This window comes from Streptomyces sp. NPDC029466 (assembly GCF_055574515.1).
This window is the reverse complement of record NZ_JBVHZH010000054.1, coordinates 1-17,921: the sequence shown is the minus strand read 5'-3', so window position 1 is coordinate 17,921 and position 17,921 is coordinate 1. Positions and strand designations below refer to the sequence as shown.

Sequence of the window (17,921 nt, the reverse complement as noted above, 5' to 3'; positions counted from 1 at the left end):
GCCCGGGAGGACAACCACCCCCCTCCCAGCGGGTGGGCGCCCCCCCCCCCCCCCCCGCCCCCCCCCCCCCCCCCCCCCCCCCCCCCCCCCCGCCCCGTATCACGTCATCCCTCGGACGAGTGAACCGTTCTCGGCCCAACTCCAGGCGGAATGAGTCAAGTTGGGGAAGGCAAAGGGCTCTGGCCCGGCCCTCTCGAAGTGGTGGAGCAACTGGCCCGCCCGCCCAAAGGGACGGGGCCACCACCCCGGACGGGGCCACCACCCCGCGGCCGACCGCGTCGTCGGCCGGCATGCCCGCCCACAGAACAGCGGCACTTCTGCGCCCGCCGCCCAGAGCAAACCTCACCTCTACACCCGCCCACCCCCCGAAGGGGGGTGGGCGGCGGGGAAAAAACTACCGGGGGGGGTGGGGGAGGCGGCGGCCCCCAGGGGCAAGGCAGCGGAAGCAAACCCCCACAGTGGCCCAGCAGGATCCCAGCAGGAGCCCAGGAGGAGCCACGCAGCGGCCCAGCAGGAGCCCCAAAAGACGAGCCGGTCTTGGCGCTCCGGCGGAAGTCCACCAGCGGCGCTGCGAGCCCCAGAGCTAGTCCGTCGCAGGGCTCCCCGCAGGGCCCCGCAGGGCTCGTCCGCCGCAGAGTTCGTCCCCCGCAGGGCCGCCGCAGAACTCGTCCGTCGCCGCGCCCCGCCGCTCAGCCCGCCGCCGTACCCGCCCGGCCGCTCAGCCCGCCGCCGCGATCAGCCCCCGCGCCAGCTTCACGTCGACCGCCATCCGCTCCAGCAGGGCGTCGAGTGTGTCGAACTTTTCCTGGCCGCGGATGTAGGCGAGGAAGTCCACTCCGACGTGCAGGCCGTACAGGTCCAGGCCGACGCGGTCGATGGCGTACGCCTCGACGGTGCGCGTCTTGCCGTCGAACTGCGGGTTGGTGCCGACCGAGATGGCCGCCGGCATCGCCTCGCCCTCCACCTGGAGCAGGCCGGCGTAGACCCCGTCGGCGGGGATCGCGGTGTGCGGCAGGGTCTCCACATTGGCCGTGGGGAAGCCCAGTTCGCGGCCGCGCTGGGCACCGCGGACGACCACGCCCTCGACGCGGTGCGGCCGTCCGAGGACCTCCATCGCACCGGCCACCTCGCCCTCGGCCACCAGCCGGCGGGTGAGCGTGGAGGAGAACGGCTCGCCGCCGCCCGCCGCACCACGCTCATAGAGGTCGATGACCTCGACGGTGTAGTCGTAGGTGTTCCCGAGCTCGGCCAGGGTCTCGACGGTGCCCGTCGCCTTGTGCCCGAAGCGGAAGTTGGGGCCCTCGACGACGACCTGGGCGTGCAGCTTGTCGACCAGCACCTTGACCACGAAGTCGGCCGGGGACAGCTTCGAGAACTCCTTGGTGAACGGGAGGATCAGTACCGCGTCCACCCCCAGGCCGGCCATCAGCTCCGCGCGCCGGTGGTGCGGAGCGAGCAGCGGCGGGTGGGTGCCGGGCCGCACGACCTCGCTCGGGTGCGGGTCGAAGGTGACGACCACCGCGGGAATCCCCAGCTCACGGGCGCGCGCGACGGCCTTGCCGATGATCAATTGGTGGCCGCGGTGTACTCCGTCGTAGGAGCCGATGGTGACGACGCTGCGCCCCCAGCCCTCGGGGATGTCCTCCAAGCCACGCCAGCGCTGCACTGTGCCCGCTCCTCGCCCGAACCCTTGTCCGTCCATTGCGCCACGTCGGCATGGCGCAGGTCTAAGACTGCCATGCCGCGGGTGGTGCTCCACGCGAAGGGTGGCTCAGCGCAACCGTCCACCGCCGGGACCGCGGGCACGCGGCGGGGCCGCCACACCGGCCGGAGCACCTCTCCTGCCGGCTCGCCCGCCGGTCAGCTGTGGCATCCGGCGAGTGTGGCCCGGGCGCCGGGCCCCACGACCGTCGCCCACTCCCCCGGCTCGTCCGCCACCCAGTCCTGTACCCGGCGTGCGAAGCCGGGCACCCGCCGCCCCAGCTCCACCAGCCGCCGGTCGAAGCGGGCCGCCCCCTCGGGCGTACGGACCAGCAGCGTCCCGGTGCGGTGCACGAGCTCCCGGGTGCGTTCGGCCGGCCGCCGTTCTGCTCCCTCGGCGGCCGTCTGCAGCAACGCCTCCAGCACCCGGGTATCCGGGCCGGTCTCCTCGTACCCGCCGTGCGGCGCCGCGTACGACGCCTCCTGCGCCAGCAGCACCTCCAGCAGCTCACGGCGCAACGGGGCCGAGTCGCCGGAGCCGACCTCGGCCACCACCGCCGCGAGCGCGCACCGGACCGGTACGGGGTATCCGGTCAGCAGCTCGGCAGCGAGCGGGCGGAGCGCCGCGCGGGCGGCCGGTCCGCGCTCCAGCCGGCACTCGACGAACTCCGCGACCGGGCGCGCGGCCCGGTCCGGGCAGTGCCGGGCACAGTCGCGGACCAGTCCGTCGATACGGCCGGCCAGCACCGGCTCCTCGGTGCGGGCGAGCATCCGCAGCAGCCCGGCGGCCACCGGCGGACCCGCGCCACCGACCAGCCGGGCCCGGAAGGCGTCCAGCACCGGCCCGGGATGGTCGGCGAGAGCGGCCCGGAACGCCGTGGGCGGCAGCTGCGGATCCCCCGCCACGAAGCGGGCCAGTGCCCGGTCCAGGAAGCGGTCCCGGGTGGCCGGGTCGCCGATGAGCAGGGCGAGCGCGGAGCCGTGGTGGGCGCTGTCCACGGTCCGGGCGAGCAGGCAGAGGGCGGCGTAGCGCAGCAGGGCTCGGTCGGCCGCGGCGGTGACGTACGGGGCGGCCCGCAGACCGTAGGAAGCGGCGGCGGCCCGGCGCTCGGGGCGGGTGTCGTGGGCCCAGCGGTCCACGGCCCGGCACACCGCCGCCGGCTCGTCCTCGGCGAGCGCGTCCATCAGCTCGTCGCCCTTGGGGTGCGCGGCCTCCACCAGCGCCTCCGTGAGCGCGTCGAGCGCCGGCCGGCGGTGGGTGTGCAGCAGGGCCTGCGCGGCGGCGGCCACGGTGATCTCAGGGGGCAGCGCGCGGCGGTCCTGGCCGTCGCCCTCCTCGCCCCCGAGGCGCTGCAGCGGCCGGGTGTCGTCGAACCAGGCGCACAGCAGCGGCTGCATCCGCTCCGGGTCCGCGCACAGCAGCTCGGCCGCGGCGTCGAGAAAGCGCGACGAGCGCGGTGCCCAGGCCCCGGCCACCCCGCCGGCCCCTTCGGGCGGCCCGTCGCCGGTGCCCCTCCCGGAGGCGCGGCGGGGCGCTCCGCCCGGGTTCGCCCCGCCCGGCCGGGTCTCGCCGTCCCACCGGCCGGCGGACGCGTCGTCGGCGGGGTGCACACGTACGCGCGGGGGCGGGGCGAAGGCGCGGCCGGGGGCCGGACCGTCGTCATCGGACGGCAGGCTGAGGGCCGGACCGCCGTCGAACGGCAGGCCGGGGGCCGGACCGTCGTCGGTCGCCAGGCCGGGTGCCGGACCGTCGCCGGACGGCAGCAGATCGCCCGACGGCCGACCGGCCGGCAACCGGCGGGCCGAGGACGAACCGGACGGCAACGAGCCGGCCGACGCGACAGACGCGGCCCCGGCCGCGGCGCCGCCCGCAGACGCCGACACCCGCCGCCGCTGCCCCGGCGGCCCGAACGGCGCACGCTCCGCCGCGCCCCCCGGCCCGCCCCGCTCCGCCCCACCGCGCTCTCCCCCACCCGACACCCGCCCCGCCCCGGTCGGTGGCCCGTCCGCCGGCAGCAGACGGCGCAACAGATCCATCCGGTCCTCGTCCGCCAGCGCCAGCCGCTCCCAGAACCACGGGCCGAAGGTTTCCAGTCCGGTGTGCGCGAAACCGCCCGTGCGCAGGGACCGTTCGGTGATCCGGTCGGCGAGCAGCCGCAGCACGCCCGTGTACGGCCTCGCATCGGGGACCCGGAGCAGCACCCCGGACAGCACGCGCGCGGCCCACCAGCGGCCGTCCACGGCGTGCGGGGGCGGTGTTCCGGCGGCGGGCGCGGTGGCCATCGGCACCAACTCCGCCAGCCGGAACGTCAGTTGTACCGAGCCCTCGCGTCCGGCGAGCCGCAGCAGCGCCTGGACGACCGGCCCCACGCGGTGTCCGGGGACGGGCAGCAGATCGAGATCGGCGTGGGCGCCCTGGAGCCACTCCGCGAACTCCTCGTGCGCGAAGCGGTATCCGGTGCCGGCCGGGACCAGCAGCCCCTCCGCGAGCACCGCGGAGGCCCAGCCGGCCGCGCGGGGAAAGACCTCCTCGAAGGACGTACGGTCCAGCGCTCCGGGACCGGGGCCGAGGCAGCGGCGGGCCGCCTCGTGCACCTGGCCGGCGACCTGGGCGGCCAGCCGGCGGACGGCGGTGCCGCGCGGTGCGGGCCGGTGCGCGGCCGCGATGCGTACGGCGATCCGCAGGCACACCAGGTCCAGGTAGGCGTCGAAGATCTGGTGGCGGTCGGGCGAGCCGATGCCGCCGTCCCGCCCGGCCTCGTCCCCCTTGGGCAGCGCCGCCCGCACCTCCGCGAGCAGCCGCAGGGCCAGCGGATGGCGGGCGTCCGGTGCGGCCGGTGCGCCGGACGGCAGGCCGTAGCGGGCGCGGGCGCGCTCCGCGGCCTCCTGGGGAAGGTCGCCGAGCTCCACGCAGGCGGGCAGCGCGGGCACCGGACGGTGCGGCCGGTGCAGCAGACCGGGCGGGAACAGCGCACCGGCCCGCTCCCAGTACCCGGGGCGGCAGGCGATCACCAGCCGCACCCCGGCCGTTCCCAGCCAGTCGGCCGTCGCCCCGGTCCACTCGGCCAGCCGCCGCAGCAGGCTCGTCGGCATCTCCTCCGGCCCGTCGAGCAGGACGAGCAGCGGGCTTCCGGCTGCGGCCGCCGCCAGGGCCACACCCTGCGCCGATGTGTCCGCCGGATCACCGGCCGTACGCTCAGCGGCGGCGACGGTCCGGCCCGCCGAGCGCAGCGCACGCTCGACCGCGCTGCGGACACCATCGTCACCGGACCGCAGTTCCGCACCGCGCAGCCAGACGGTCGGGGCGGGCGCGGGGCCCTGTGCGCGGCGGGCAGCCAGCTGGGCCAGCTCGGTGCTGCGCCCGGTCCCGGGCTCCCCCACCAGTCCCAGCACCCGTGCGCCCGCCGCCCCGTCGCCGGCCCCGAAACGGGTGAACTCCGCCGTCACCTCCGGCCGTTCGACCGGCTCGCGCCACAGTCGTGGCCGCGTGGCGGAGCCCAGCGCCACCTCGGCGAGATGCCGCGCGCCGGCCGGATTCAGCTCGCTGCCGTAGGCCGGGACGGTCCGCGCGTTGCGCTCCAGCAGGGCGGCGAGCGGGCCTCGTGGCCCGGCCTCGGCGACCGCGCGCAGCGGAATCGCGAAGCCGCCCGGCCGGCGCCCGGGGGTCTGCCCCGTCCGGAAGCCACCGGGGGCCTGGGGATGCAGCGCGGTGCCGAGGACCGCGAGCACCACGCCCGTCCGGGCGTCCAGCACCGGCCCGCCGATCGCGGGGCCGCCCAGCCGCAGCGCCTCCCGGCCGCCCGCGCAGAGGCCGAGTTCCAGCGTTTCGTCGAGCAGATGGACGCGTGCGGCGGCCGTGTACATCACTCCGGAGCCGGGCCCGACGACCGTGCCGTCCAGCCAGCCGCCCGCCCAGAGCCGGGCGCGGGTGTCCGGGGCCGGCCGGCGCGTGGCGAGGGGTAGCGGCGCGAGCCGGTGCGGCCCGAAGCTGTCGGTCCGTACGAGGGCGAGCCCGGCCTCCGGAAGGGGCGTGATCGCGTCGGCCGCCACCAGGCAGGTCCATCCGCCGCCCCCGGCCGCTCCCCCGCCCGCGCCGTCGGCCATGGGCTGGAGCACCAGCTGTGCCGCACCGTCCACCGCTTCGTGGCTGGTGACCACGGTGCCGTCGTGGTCCGCGAGGAAGCCCGTACCCCGCGTCCGACCTGCCAGATCGCGGATCCGCACCAGTGCCGCGTCCGCATCGGCATCCAGCAACGCCATCGTCGGTCCTCTCGCCCTGTCCCGTTCTCCGCACGGTAAGCAGGCGGTGATCGCCGCGGGAGAGCAGCCGGCCAACGCGCCCCCGTCCACTCCTTGCTTCACTCCGAGCGCCTCACCGAATGAGTGAATGGCCGGAACCTGTCGGAGCGGAGGGGGCGGGAAAGGCCGGCGCAGGGCCGGTACGGGCGGCCCGGGTGTCCTCGGCGCCTACGGGTGGCGGCCGGCGCCCCGTGTACGGACACGCGGAAGGCCGGGTCCGGAACGTGTCTCCACGCCCGGACCCGGCCCCGGTATCAGGCCATGAGCCCGCCCTAAATGGCGAACACCGCCAGGCTCTTGGCCTTCCCGCCCTGGTTCTCCACCAGTGCCAGGAACGTGCCGTCCGGCCCGAAGGCCGCCACCGGGCCGTCGCCCTCGAAGCGCGGCATCGGGATCCGCGCGCCGTTGACCAGCAGCCGCGCCTGCGGTTCGGCGACATCCCAGCGGGTGAACGCCGCGGCGGCCGCGTCACCGAGCGGCATGACCGGCAGGCCCTCGCCCTCGGCGTCGTCCACCGCCGCCTGGAGCTGTTCGAGCGTGCGCGCCCGGTCCAGCTTGTACGGGCCGACGCGGGTGCGGCGCAGCGCGGTCAGATGGCCGCCGACGCCGAGCCCGGCCCCCAGGTCGCGGGCCAGCGCGCGGATATACGTACCGGACGAGCACTCGACGGAGACCAGCAGGTCGGTCACCGGGGTGCCGTCCTCGGCCTCGGTCTCGTGCGCGGAGTGCACCACGAACGAGGAGACGGTCACCGGGCGGGCCGGGATCTCCACGTCCTCGCCCTCGCGGACCCGCGAGTACGAGCGCTTGCCGTTGATCTTGATGGCGCTGACCTTGGACGGCACCTGCATGATCGCGCCGGACAGCTCGGCGACGCCCGCGTCGATGTCCTCGCGGGCGAGGCCGTGCGCCGGCTTCGACGCGGTGATCTCACCCTCGGCGTCATCGGTGACGGTCGTCTGGCCGAGCCGGATCGTGCCGACGTACTCCTTCTCCGTCAGCGCGAGATGGCCCAGCAGCTTGGTGGCCCGCTCCAGGCCCAGGACGAGGACGCCCGTGGCCATCGGGTCGAGCGTGCCGGCGTGCCCGACCCTGCGGGTACGCGCCATCCCGCGCATCTTCGCCACCACGTCGTGCGAAGTGAAGCCGGACGGCTTGTCGACGATGACCAGCCCGCCCGGCTTGTTGCTCTCACGCTTCATTCTGCCGCGGTGCCCTCGTCGTCCTCGTCCTCGCCCGGCTTGCGGTACGGATCGGCCTCACCGGCGTACTGCGCGCCCGAGGAGACCTCCCGCACCTTGGCGTCCGAGGCCCTCGCCTTGTCGAGCAGGTCCTCGATGGTCTTGGCGTTCTCCGGCAGGGCGTCCGCCACGAACGCCAGGGTCGGCGTGAACTTCGTGCCGGCCGCCGCACCGACCGCGGAGCGCAGGATGCCCTTGGCGCTCTCCAGTCCGGCGGCGGCGCTGGCGCGGTCCTCGTCGTCCCCGTAGACCGTGTAGAAGACCGTAGCCTCCCGCAGGTCGCCGGTGACCCGGGTGTCCGTGATGGTCACATGCGAACCGAGCCGCGGGTCCTTGATACCGCGCTGCAGCTTCTGGGCGACCACCTCCCGGATGAGGTCCGCCAGCTTCTTCGCCCGCGCATTGTCGGCCACTGGTCCGTCTCCTTCTTTCTTCCACAATTGTGCTTCCGCCGGCGACGGGACGCCTGGTCATCAGGTCAGTCGTCGTCGCCGTGCAGCCGTCGGCGTACCGACAGCAGCTCCACTTCGGGCCGTGCGGCGACCAGGCGCTCGCAGCGGTCCATGATTTCGGTGAGATGCCCCGTGTCCCCGGAGACCACCGCCAGGCCGATGGTGGCCCTGCGGTGCAGATCCTGGTCCCCGACCTCCGCGACGCTCACCGCGAATTTGCGGTGCAGCTCGGCGACGATCGGGCGGACGACGGAGCGCTTCTCCTTCAGCGACCGTACGTCGCCGAGAAGCAGGTCGAAGGACAGCGTCCCTACGTACATGCAAGACGGGTCGAGCCACCCGTGGGGCCTTAGGAGTCCGTTGTCTTTTCGAACCGTACACGGAACGGCCGGGGCCGATCGACGGAAATTTCTTCCGCCGACCGGCCCCGGCCCACCGCACGATCAGCCGCGCGGCTTCTCGCGCATCTCGTACGTCGCGATGACGTCGTCGATCTTGATGTCGTTGAAGTTTCCGAGGTTGATACCGCCCTCGAAGCCTTCGCGGATCTCGGTGACGTCGTCCTTGAAGCGGCGCAGACCCTGGATGTTGAGGTCCTCCGCGACCACCTTGCCGTCGCGGATGAGGCGCGCCTTGGTGTTGCGCTTGACCTCGCCGGAGCGGATGAGCACACCCGCGATGTTGCCGAGCTTGGACGAGCGGAAGATCTCGCGGATCTCCGCGGTACCGAGCTCGACCTCCTCGTACTCCGGCTTGAGCATGCCCTTGAGGGCCGCCTCGATCTCCTCGATCGCCTGGTAGATGACCGAGTAGTACCGGACGTCGACGCCCTCGCGCTCGGCCATCTGCGTCGCACGGCCTTCGGCGCGCACGTTGAAGCCGATGACGATCGCGTCGGAGCCGGACGCCAGGTTGATGTCGGTCTCCGTGACCGCACCGACGCCGCGGTGCAGCACCCGGATGTCGACCTCTTCGCCGACGTCGAGCTGGAGCAGTGAGGACTCCAGGGCTTCGACGGAACCGGAAGCGTCACCCTTGATGATGAGGTTGAGCTGCTGGACCTCGCCGGCCTTGAGCACCTTGTCCAGGTCCTCGAGGGACACCCGGCGGGTGCGCTTGGCGAAGGCGGCGTTGCGCTCGCGCGCCGCGCGCTTCTCGGCGATCTGACGGGCCGTACGGTCCTCGTCGACGACCAGGAAGTTGTCGCCGGCGCCCGGGACGTTGGTCAGACCCAGGACCAGGACGGGGGTCGACGGACCCGCTTCCTCGACGGTGTTGCCCTTGTCGTCGAACATCGCACGGACCCGGCCGTACGCGTCGCCGACGACCATCGTCTCGCCGACGCGCAGCGTGCCGCGCTGGACCAGGACGGTCGCCACGGCGCCGCGGCCACGGTCGAGGTGGGCCTCGATCGCGATGCCCTGCGCGTCCTGCTCCGCGTTGGCGCGCAGGTCGAGCGAGGCGTCCGCGGTCAGGACCACGGCCTCGAGCAGCTGCTCGATGTTCTGACCCTCACGGGCGGAGATGTCGACGAACATGGTGTCGCCGCCGTACTCCTCGGCCACCAGACCGAACTCGGTGAGCTGGCCGCGCACCTTGGTCGGGTCGGCGCCCTCGACGTCGATCTTGTTGACCGCGACCACGATCGGCACCTCGGCCGCCTTGGCGTGGTTCAGGGCCTCGATCGTCTGCGGCATGACACCGTCGTTGGCCGCCACCACGAGGATCGCGATGTCGGTCGACTTGGCACCACGGGCACGCATGGCGGTGAACGCCTCGTGACCGGGGGTGTCGATGAAGGTGATGCGCCGCTCTTCGTCGTTGACCTCGGTCGCGACCTGGTAGGCACCGATGTGCTGGGTGATGCCGCCGGCCTCGCCCGCGATGACGTTCGTCTTGCGGATCGCGTCGAGCAGCCGGGTCTTACCGTGGTCGACGTGACCCATGACGGTCACCACCGGCGGACGCGCGACGAGCATGTCCTCGCCGCCCTCGTTCTCACCGAAGTCGATGTCGAAGGACTCGAGCAGCTCGCGGTCCTCCTCCTCCGGGCTGACGATCTCGACGACGTAGTTCATCTCTTCGGCGAGCAGCTGGAGCGTCTCGTCGGAGACCGACTGGGTCGCGGTGACCATCTCGCCCAGGTTCAGCATGACCTGGACCAGCGAGGCCGGGTTGGCGTTGATCTTCTCGGCGAAGTCCGTCAGCGAGGCACCACGCGACAGGCGAACCGTCGCGCCGTTGCCGCGCGGCAGCATGATGCCGCCCACCGACGGGGCCTGCATGGCCTCGTACTCCTGACGCCTCTGCCGCTTCGACTTGCGGCCACGGCGCGCCGGACCGCCGGGACGGCCGAACGCACCCTGCGTGCCACCACGGCCACCGGGACCGCCGGGACGGCCACCGAAGCCGGGACGACCGCCGAAGCCGCCGCCACCACCGGGGCCGCCACCACCGGGACGACCGGCGAAACCGCCGCCGCCACCCGGACGACCGCCGCCACCACCGGGACGGCCGGCGAAGCCGCCGCCGCCACCGGGACGACCGCCGCCACCGGGACGACCGGCGCCGCCGGGACCACGGCCACCGCCACCGCCGGGGCCCGGACGCGGGCCGGCAGCGGGACGCTGCGGCATCATGCCCGGGTTCGGGCGGTTACCGCCGCCGCCACCGGGACGCGGGGCGCCACCGGGGGCCGCACCCTGCGGACGGGGCATACCACCGGGGGTGGGACGCGCGCCGCCCTGGCCGCCCTGGGGACGGGGACCGCCCTGGCCGCCCTGCGGACGCGGACCGCCGGGGCCACCCTGGCCGCCGGGACGCGGGGCGCCACCGGGACGGGGGGCCTGCGGACGGGCCATGCCCGTGGAGCCACCGGAGGTGAAGGGGTTGTTGCCCGGACGGGGACCGGACGGACGGCCGCCCGGACGCGGGCCCGGACGCTCGCCACCGGGACGCGGGGCGTTACCGCGGCCCTGGCCGCCCTGACCACCCTGGCCGGGCGCCGGACGGGCCGGACGCGGGGCGGGGGCACCGGGACGGGGAGCCGACTGGCCGGCGGCCGGAGCGGCCGGCGGAGCCTGGAACTCGGGCTGCGCGGGGGCGGCCGGAGCGGGCTTGGGTGCCGCGGGGCGCGCCGGGGTGGGGCGCGGGCCCGGGGTGGGGCCGGCGGCGGGAGTGCTCTTGGGAGCCACCGGGACCTCGGGGGCCTTCGGTGCCTCGGGGACTGCCGGAGCCGCGGGGCCCGGCTTGGGGGCGCCCGGCTTCGGGGCAGCAGGACGTGCCGCCTGCGCCGGAGAGGGCGCGGACGGCTTCGCGGGAGCCGACTTACGCGGTGCCGCGGGCTTACCGGCGGCGCGGCCATTGCCGCTGCCTGCCTGGAAAGCGTCGGTCAGCTTGCGAACAACCGGCGCCTCGATCGTCGAGGACGCCGAACGGACGAATTCACCAAGTTCTTGGAGCTTGGCCATGACGACCTTGCTCTCAACTCCGAACTCCTTGGCGAGTTCGTATACCCGGACCTTAGCCACTTCGCTCCTTCTAGGTCCGGGTTTGTCCACCGGACCGTCGCTACTTCATGGGCGTACTCATCGCGTACTCATCGAGTGCTCATCGCAATCTCGACCTACTTCCGACTCGCGAGGTACCTGACCGCACGGTTTTCCGTGCGCTGTGCATTTCGTGCTGTGCGTTATTGCAGGGGCTGCTCGGCACGCTCGACGGACCGGCGCAAGGCCGTCGTGTCGAACGGTCCCCGGGCCCGGTAGGCCCGGTTGAACGCCCGGCGGCGAACCGCCAGGTCGAGGCAGACCAGTGTCGGGTGCACATAAGCACCCCGGCCGGGCAGCGTACCGCGAGGATCGGGGACGCACTCACCCTCGATCTCCACGATGCGCAGCAAATCGCCCTTGGCCGCTCGCTCCCGGCATCCCAGACAGGTGCGCTCAGGGCATGCGCGGGCATGCGTCCGGCCAGACACTGCTTAAGTCTACCTCCCCGCGCCGCTCCGGCCCCGATGGGGTGAAGGCCGGACGGCTGCTCAGAATTCCCGGCCGGACGCCGCGGCACCACCGATTTTCCGGGGCCCGCGGCGCGACCGGCCGCCTCGGACGGTCTCAGTCCTGCGGCTCGTGCTCGGTGTCCGGGCGGATGTCGATCCGCCAGCCCGTGAGACGGGCGGCGAGCCGGGCATTCTGCCCTTCCTTGCCGATGGCCAGTGACAGCTGGTAATCGGGCACGGTGACCCGGGCGGAGCGCGCCGCCAGGTCCACGACCTCGACCTTGCTGACCCGGGCCGGCGACAGCGCGTTCGCCACCAGCTCGGCCGGGTCGTCCGACCAGTCCACGATGTCGATCTTCTCGCCGTGCAGCTCGGCCATCACGGCGCGCACCCGGCCGCCCATCGGGCCGATGCAGGCGCCCTTGGCGTTCAGGCCGGAGCGGGTGGACCGTACGGCGATCTTGGTGCGGTGGCCGGCCTCGCGGGCGATGGCGGAGATCTCCACCGAGCCGTCCGCGATCTCCGGGACCTCCATGGCGAAGAGCTTCTTCACCAGATTGGGGTGGGTGCGCGAAAGCGTCACGGACGGGCCGCGGACGCCCTTGACCACCCGGACGACGTACGAGCGCAGCCGGGTGCCGTGGGCGTAGTCCTCGCCGGGGACCTGCTCCTGCACCGGCAGGATGGCCTCCAGGCGGCCGATGTCGACCAGGACGTTCTTGGGGTCCTTGCCCTGCTGGACGACGCCGGTGACGACATCGCCCTCCCGTCCGGCGTACTCACCGAACGTGATCTCCTCCTCGGCGTCCCGCAGCCGCTGGAGAATGACCTGCTTGGCGGTGGTCGCCGCGATCCTTCCGAAGCCGGAGGGGGTGTCGTCGAACTCCCGGGGCTCCTCGCCCTCCGGCAGGTCCGAGAGGTCCTCGGCGTTCTCCTTCGCCCACACCGTCACATGACCGGTGTTGCGGTTCAGCTCCACCCGCGCCCGCCGGCGGCTGCCTTCGGTGCGGTGGTAGGCGATGAGGAGGGCCGACTCGATCGCCTCGACCAGCAGGTCGAACGAGATCTCCTTCTCCCGCACCAGACCCCGCAGGGCACTCATGTCGATATCCACGGCTACGCCTCCTCCTTGTTCTCGTCGATCTTCTCGTCGTGCTGCGCGTCGCGCTTGTCTGTCTTGTCGGGCTTACGGCTGAATTCCAGCTCGACGCGCGCCTTGGCGATCTCGTCGAAGGAGACCCGGCGGGCGGTCGGCTTGCGGCCCTTGACTCCCGGCACCTCGAGGTCCAGTCCGGAGTCGTCGACGGCGATGATCCGCGCCACCAGCTCGCCGCCCTCGTGGAGTTGGGCCTTGATGAGGCGGCCGACGGCGCGGCGGTAGTGCCGCAGCTCGGTCAGCGGGCGGTCGGCGCCGGGTGAGGTCACCTCAAGGGTGTAGGGGGCGCCGCCCATCACATCGGAGTCGTCCAGGACCTGGGAGGCCTCGCGGCTCAGCGCGGCACACTCGTCCAGCTGGACGCCCTCGTCGGAATCGACCACGATCCTCAGCACCCGCCGCTTGCCCGCCGGTGTCACCTCGATCTCTTCCAGATCCAGGTCGCGCGCGGCGATGAGCGGTTCAAGCAGTCCGCGCAGCCTCTCGCTCTGGGTGGTGCTCATCCGGGTGACTCCTCGGCCGCGTGTGCTGTTGTGGGTAGGTCGCGTGTCGGGTCAAAGCCTATCGGTTCCGGCGGGGTACTGACGATTCGGTGGGTGGTCACGGATACTCTCGCCTGCGGTGATCACTACGGAAGACCCCGGGAAGTGCAACGTGCCGAAACTGGCGTACGCGCGCAGAAGGACCCTGCTGGCCGGTGCCGCCCTCGGGGGCGCGGCCCTGCTCACGGGCTGCTCCGAGGACTCCGGCCCCGACCGGGCCGAGCACTCCTCCGCCGCCGAACGGCTGCGCAAGCGCTCGGCCCGCGACAGCACGACCCTGCTGGCGCGCTATGACGCGACGCTGGCCGCGCATCCGGCGCTGGAGCCGCGGCTGCGCCCGCTGCGCTCCGAAGTCGCCCGGCACGCCGAGGCGTTCGGCGATAAGCGGGGCGCGGCCTCGCCCGGCGGCGGCGCCTCCGAGGGCCCCGCACGCGACGCCGAAGCGCCCGCGTCCGGTCCGTCGCCGCACGGTGCCCGGCCGTCCGGCCCCCCCGTCCCCGAGGACGAGCGGGCCGCCCGCTCGGCGCTCGCCGACGCGGAACGCCGGCTCGCCGATACCCGCGCCAAGGCGCTGCTCGCCGCGCCTCCGGAACTGGCCCGGCTGCTGGCCTCGGTCGCGGCGGCCGGTGCGGTGCACGCGTATCTGCTGGCGGAGCGGGCCGGATGACGGGCGCGGCGGGGCAGCGGGCAGGAACCAGCGAAGAGGTGTGCGGATGACGGCCGGAACGGCTCGCGGCAGCAGGCGCGACCACGACGACAGCGGACCCGACGAGCTGACGGCGGTGCAGGCGGCGCTGGCCGCCGAGCATGCCGCGGTGTACGGCTACGGCGTGGTCGGCGGGCGGATCGCCGGTGACCGGCGCACCGAGGCACAGGCGGCGTACGACGGACACCGCGCCCGCCGGGACGCGCTGCGCCGCGTGGTGCGCGATCTGGGCGGTACCCCGCAGGCCGCGGCCGCCGCCTACGAGCTGCCCTTCCCGGTGCCGGACGCGGCCGCCGCGGCCCGGCTGGCGGCGGAGCTGGAGGACCGGCTGGCCGCCGTGTACGCGGATCTCGTACGGGCCGGCGGCGCGGTCCGGCGGCGGGAGGCGGCCGCCGCGCTGCGGGAGGCGGCGGTGCGGTCGGTGCGCTGGCGCGGCGGCGGCGTAGCCTTCCCTGGGCTCGTGGAGCGGGCCGCGGAGGCCGCCCCGTCCGCCTCCGCGAGCGCCGCAGCGGGCGCGCTCTGAACGACCGGCCGCTCCGCGGTCTCCGCCACCGGGAAAGGGACAGCTCACGCATGGCAACCGCACCCATCGAACCGCCGCAGCGGCTGGTGAGTTCGCTGAGCGGCGATCCGGACAGTCCGGTGCGGCAGTGGCTCACGGCGCTGCCGACGCTGGTTCAGCAGCAGCTGGCGGCCTGGGAGCTGACGCTGGAGCGGGTGCACGCGCCCGGTGGCCGCAGCAGTCTGCTCGCGTTCGTACGGCAGCAGGACGGGACGCCCGCGGCGCTGAAGTTCCCGGTGCCGGGGCGGGTGTCGGCGCACGAGGCCGCGGCGCTGGAGGTGTGGGACGGCTGGGGTGCGGTGCGGCTGCTGCGGTCCGACGAGAAGAGCGGTGCGCTGCTGCTGGAGCGGCTCCAGGGCGGGGTGTCGCTGCGTTCGCTGCCGGAGGCCAAGGCGGTGCTGGAGGCGGCCGGCACGGTGCGGCGGCTGTGGGTGGAGCCTGCCCCGGGACACCCCTTCGAGACGCTGGCCGGGCGTACGGAGGAGGCCGTGGAGGGGCTGCGCACGGCCGGGGCGCTGACCCGGGCCGCCGGGCCGCTGGTGGAGCAGGCGCTGGAGCTGCGGCGCGGTCTGCCGGCCGGGTCCGGGGAGCGGTTTCTGCTGCACGGCACGTTCCGGCAGGGCAAGGTGCTGGCCGGGGCGCGGGCGCCCTGGCTGGCGGTCGGCCCGTCGCCGGTGGTCGGCGAGCGGGCGTACGACCTGGCGGCGCTGGTGCTGGACCGGTTCGAGGATCTGCTGGCCGGTTCCGGCGCGGCCGCCGCGGCCCGCCGCCGGGTGGCCAAACTGGCCGACTCCCTGGAGGTGGACCGGGACCGGCTGCGCGACTGGACGCTGTACCGGGCGGTGGACACCGGCGTACGGGAGGTGGCCGTGGGCGACCGCCGGCGCGGGGAAGCGCTGCTGGAGTTCGCGGCCTGGCTGTAGGCCGCGGTCTGTCAGTGCGCGCCCACGGGACCGGCCCTGGTGGACACGCGAACGGGCCGGCCGGGGCGCACCCCTGGCCGGCCCGTTCGCCGTACGCCCGTTACGCGCTGAGGCGGGCGACGGCCTCCTCGACCGTCAGCTCCTCGCGCTCGCCGGTACGGCGGTCCTTGACCTCGACGACGCCCTCGGCGGCGCGCCGGCCGGCGACCACGATGGTCGGGACGCCCAGCAGCTCGGCGTCGGTGAACTTCACACCCGGCGAGACACCGGCCCGGTCGTCGACGAGGACCCGCAGGCCCGCGGCGCCGAGCTGCTCGCCGACCTCCAGGGCGAGCTCGGTCTGCTTGGCCTTGCCGGCCGCCACGACATGCACATCGGCCGGGGCGATCTCGCGGGGCCAGCACAGGCCCTTGTCGTCGTGGGTCTGCTCGGCGAGGGCGGCCACCGCACGGGAGACGCCGATGCCGTACGAGCCCATGGTGACCCGGGCGGGCTTGCCGTTCTGGCCGAGCACATCGAGCTCGAAGGCGTCCGCGTACTTGCGGCCGAGCTGGAAGATGTGGCCGATCTCGATGGCGCGGTCGATCTTCAGGCCGGTGCCGCACTTCGGGCAGGGGTCGCCGGGCTCGACCACGACCACGTCGAGGTACTCGTCGACCTCGAAGTCCCGGCCGGCGACGACGTTCCTGGCGTGCTTGCCCTCCTTGTTGGCGCCGGTGACCCAGGCGGTGCCGGGGGCGACGCGCGGGTCGGCGAGGTAGCGGAACGCCTTGCCCGCCAGGCCCTGCGGACCGACGTAACCGCGGACCAGGTCCGGGCGGTCGGTGAAGTCCTCGGCGGTGACCAGCTCGACGGTGGCCGGTGCCAGGTGCTCACCGAGCTTGCCGAGGTCGACCTCGCGGTTGCCGGGGACGCCGACCGCGACGATCTCGCCGTCGACCTTGATCAAGAGGTTCTTGAGGGTCGCGGCGGCCGGTACGCCGAGGAACTCGGCGAGGGACTCGATGGTCGGGGTGTCGGGGGTGTCCAGCTCCTCGACGGGGCCGTGCGCGGAGCCGTCGGCCGGCTCGACCTTGACCGTGACGGCCTCGGTGTTGGCGGCGTAGTCGCAGGCCGGGCAGTCGACGAAGGTGTCCTCACCGGCCGCGGCGGGGGCCAGGAACTCCTCGGAGGCGGAGCCGCCCATCGCGCCGGAGACGGCGGAGACGATGCGGTAGTCCAGGCCGAGCCGCTGGAAGATCTTGGTGTACGCCTCGCGGTGCAGGGCGTAGGACTGCGCCAGGCCCTCGTCGGTGGTGTCGAAGCTGTACGAGTCCTTCATCTGGAACTCGCGGCCGCGCAGCACACCGGAACGGGGGCGGGCCTCGTCGCGGTACTTGGTCTGGATCTGGTAGAGGATCACCGGCAGGTCCTTGTAGGACGTGCACTGGTCCTTGACCGTGAGGGTGAAGATCTCCTCGTGGGTCGGACCGAGGAGGTAGTCGGCGCCCTTGCGGTCCTTGAGGCGGAAGAGCAGGTCGCCGTACTCCTCCCAGCGGTTGCTGGCCTCGTAGGGCTCCTTGGGCAGCAGGGCCGGCAGCAGGACCTCCTGGCCGCCGATGGCGTCCATCTCCTCGCGCACCACGCGGGAGACGTTCTCCAGGACCTTCTTGCCCAGCGGCAGCCACGTCCAGATGCCGGCGGAGGAGCGGCGGACGTAACCGGCGCGGACGAGCAGCTTGTGGCTGGCGGTCTCGGCGTCGGCCGGGTCGTCGCGCAGTGTCTTGATCATCAAGCGGGACATGCGCTGGACCTGAGCGGCGTGGGCCATGGGAGATTCTCCTGCGTAAGAAAGGTGACTCCCTGGAGGTTAGCCGCCTGGGTGTGGCACAACGAAATGCGATTCGCTGCGCTTGGCCTGCCTCCCACGTTTTTGACTGTCCCGCCGTGGGGGTTTGTCGCCGTTGCGCCTGCGGCGGGCGGGTCCGCTGCGCGGGGCTGTCGGGTGCGGTGACGGGCCTGCGCGGGGGGGGGGGGGGGGGGGGGGGGGGGGGGGGGGGGGGGGGTCACCCAACCCCCCCCCCCCCCCCCCCCCCCCCCCCCGCTCCGACCCGTCCCCTCCCGTTGAAGGGTGGAAAGACGGTTGGTGGGGGTCGGCGTAGGTGGTCCAGTGCGGCCCGTAGGGCCGGTTATTGCTTACGGCGGCCAGCCCCCACCCACCGCAACTACTCCCCCAACGGGAGGGGACGGGCCGGAGGGGCCTGTGTTGTGGACGTAAAGCGAAGCAGTCCACAACACAGGCCCCGGAGGACCGTCACCGCACCCAACAACAACCCGCCCGCCGCACACCAAACCCCCCC

13 protein-coding genes are annotated in these 17,921 nt (G+C 73.9%); 3 read left to right on the top strand and 10 right to left on the bottom strand.

Going from position 1 to position 17,921, the window contains the following annotated elements; translation table 11 throughout:
* Positions 1-718: 718 nt before the first annotated feature.
* From ACZ4XD_RS31745 to rimP, 9 genes are all read right to left on the bottom strand, one after another.
* On the bottom strand, positions 719-1,666 hold the full coding sequence (locus tag ACZ4XD_RS31745) for a bifunctional riboflavin kinase/FAD synthetase (protein WP_468047793.1): 948 nt from the start codon (positions 1,664-1,666) through the stop codon (positions 719-721).
* A 194-nt stretch (positions 1,667-1,860) separates the two neighbouring features.
* Positions 1,861-5,961: a hypothetical protein gene (locus ACZ4XD_RS31740; protein WP_468047791.1), complete on the bottom strand. Its 4,101-nt coding sequence runs from the start codon at positions 5,959-5,961 to the stop codon at positions 1,861-1,863.
* 311 nt (positions 5,962-6,272) lie between these two features.
* Complete coding sequence (truB, locus tag ACZ4XD_RS31735; protein WP_468047789.1) at positions 6,273-7,202, bottom strand: tRNA pseudouridine(55) synthase TruB; 930 nt, start codon at positions 7,200-7,202, stop codon at positions 6,273-6,275.
* Complete coding sequence (gene rbfA / locus ACZ4XD_RS31730; RefSeq protein WP_042149527.1) at positions 7,199-7,654, bottom strand: 30S ribosome-binding factor RbfA; 456 nt, start codon at positions 7,652-7,654, stop codon at positions 7,199-7,201. The genes truB and rbfA overlap by 4 nt, the downstream gene beginning before the upstream one ends.
* Before the next feature lie 65 nt (positions 7,655-7,719).
* Entirely contained in the window at positions 7,720-8,013 is a 294-nt protein-coding gene (locus tag ACZ4XD_RS31725; RefSeq protein ID WP_042149524.1) for a DUF503 domain-containing protein, read from the bottom strand.
* 123 nt (positions 8,014-8,136) lie between these two features.
* Positions 8,137-11,223 (bottom strand): translation initiation factor IF-2, encoded by a 3,087-nt coding sequence (gene infB, locus ACZ4XD_RS31720; protein WP_468047786.1) that lies wholly within the window; start codon positions 11,221-11,223, stop codon positions 8,137-8,139.
* A gap of 161 nt (positions 11,224-11,384) precedes the next feature.
* Positions 11,385-11,672, bottom strand: a complete 288-nt coding sequence (locus ACZ4XD_RS31715; RefSeq protein WP_042149520.1) for a YlxR family protein — start codon at positions 11,670-11,672, stop codon at positions 11,385-11,387.
* 136 nt (positions 11,673-11,808) lie between these two features.
* Entirely contained in the window at positions 11,809-12,807 is a 999-nt protein-coding gene (gene nusA / locus ACZ4XD_RS31710; RefSeq protein ID WP_468047784.1) for a transcription termination factor NusA, read from the bottom strand.
* Positions 12,808-12,809: 2 nt separating this feature from the next.
* Positions 12,810-13,352, bottom strand: a complete 543-nt coding sequence (gene rimP, locus ACZ4XD_RS31705; RefSeq protein WP_468047782.1) for a ribosome maturation factor RimP — start codon at positions 13,350-13,352, stop codon at positions 12,810-12,812.
* A gap of 118 nt (positions 13,353-13,470) precedes the next feature.
* Between rimP and ACZ4XD_RS31700 the strand changes: the two genes are divergently transcribed.
* From ACZ4XD_RS31700 to ACZ4XD_RS31690, 3 genes are read left to right on the top strand one after another with little or no spacing between them, the layout of a single operon-like run.
* Complete coding sequence (locus ACZ4XD_RS31700; protein ID WP_468047780.1) at positions 13,471-14,058, top strand: hypothetical protein; 588 nt, start codon at positions 13,471-13,473, stop codon at positions 14,056-14,058.
* 46 nt (positions 14,059-14,104) lie between these two features.
* On the top strand, positions 14,105-14,620 hold the full coding sequence (locus tag ACZ4XD_RS31695) for a ferritin-like domain-containing protein (RefSeq protein WP_468047778.1): 516 nt from the start codon (positions 14,105-14,107) through the stop codon (positions 14,618-14,620).
* 50 nt (positions 14,621-14,670) lie between these two features.
* Complete coding sequence (locus ACZ4XD_RS31690) at positions 14,671-15,582, top strand: aminoglycoside phosphotransferase family protein (RefSeq protein ID WP_468047776.1); 912 nt, start codon at positions 14,671-14,673, stop codon at positions 15,580-15,582.
* Positions 15,583-15,682: 100 nt separating this feature from the next.
* On the opposite strand, the gene ACZ4XD_RS31685 is transcribed toward ACZ4XD_RS31690, so the two are convergent.
* Positions 15,683-17,392: a proline--tRNA ligase gene (locus ACZ4XD_RS31685; protein ID WP_468047774.1), complete on the bottom strand. Its 1,710-nt coding sequence runs from the start codon at positions 17,390-17,392 to the stop codon at positions 15,683-15,685.
* Positions 17,393-17,921: the final 529 nt, after the last annotated feature.

Excerpts from the sequence above, each read along its gene's own strand:
- ACZ4XD_RS31740 (WP_468047791.1), bottom strand. The coding sequence starts at position 5,961 with ATGGCGTTGCTGGATGCCGATGCGGACGCGGCACTGGTGCGGATCCGC.
- truB (WP_468047789.1), bottom strand. The coding sequence starts at position 7,202 with ATGAAGCGTGAGAGCAACAAGCCGGGCGGGCTGGTCATCGTCGACAAG.
- ACZ4XD_RS31725 (WP_042149524.1), bottom strand. The coding sequence starts at position 8,013 with ATGTACGTAGGGACGCTGTCCTTCGACCTGCTTCTCGGCGACGTACGG.
- rimP (WP_468047782.1), bottom strand. The coding sequence starts at position 13,352 with ATGAGCACCACCCAGAGCGAGAGGCTGCGCGGACTGCTTGAACCGCTC.
- ACZ4XD_RS31695 (WP_468047778.1), top strand. The coding sequence starts at position 14,105 with ATGACGGCCGGAACGGCTCGCGGCAGCAGGCGCGACCACGACGACAGC.
- ACZ4XD_RS31690 (WP_468047776.1), top strand. The coding sequence starts at position 14,671 with ATGGCAACCGCACCCATCGAACCGCCGCAGCGGCTGGTGAGTTCGCTG.
- ACZ4XD_RS31685 (WP_468047774.1), bottom strand. The coding sequence starts at position 17,392 with ATGGCCCACGCCGCTCAGGTCCAGCGCATGTCCCGCTTGATGATCAAG.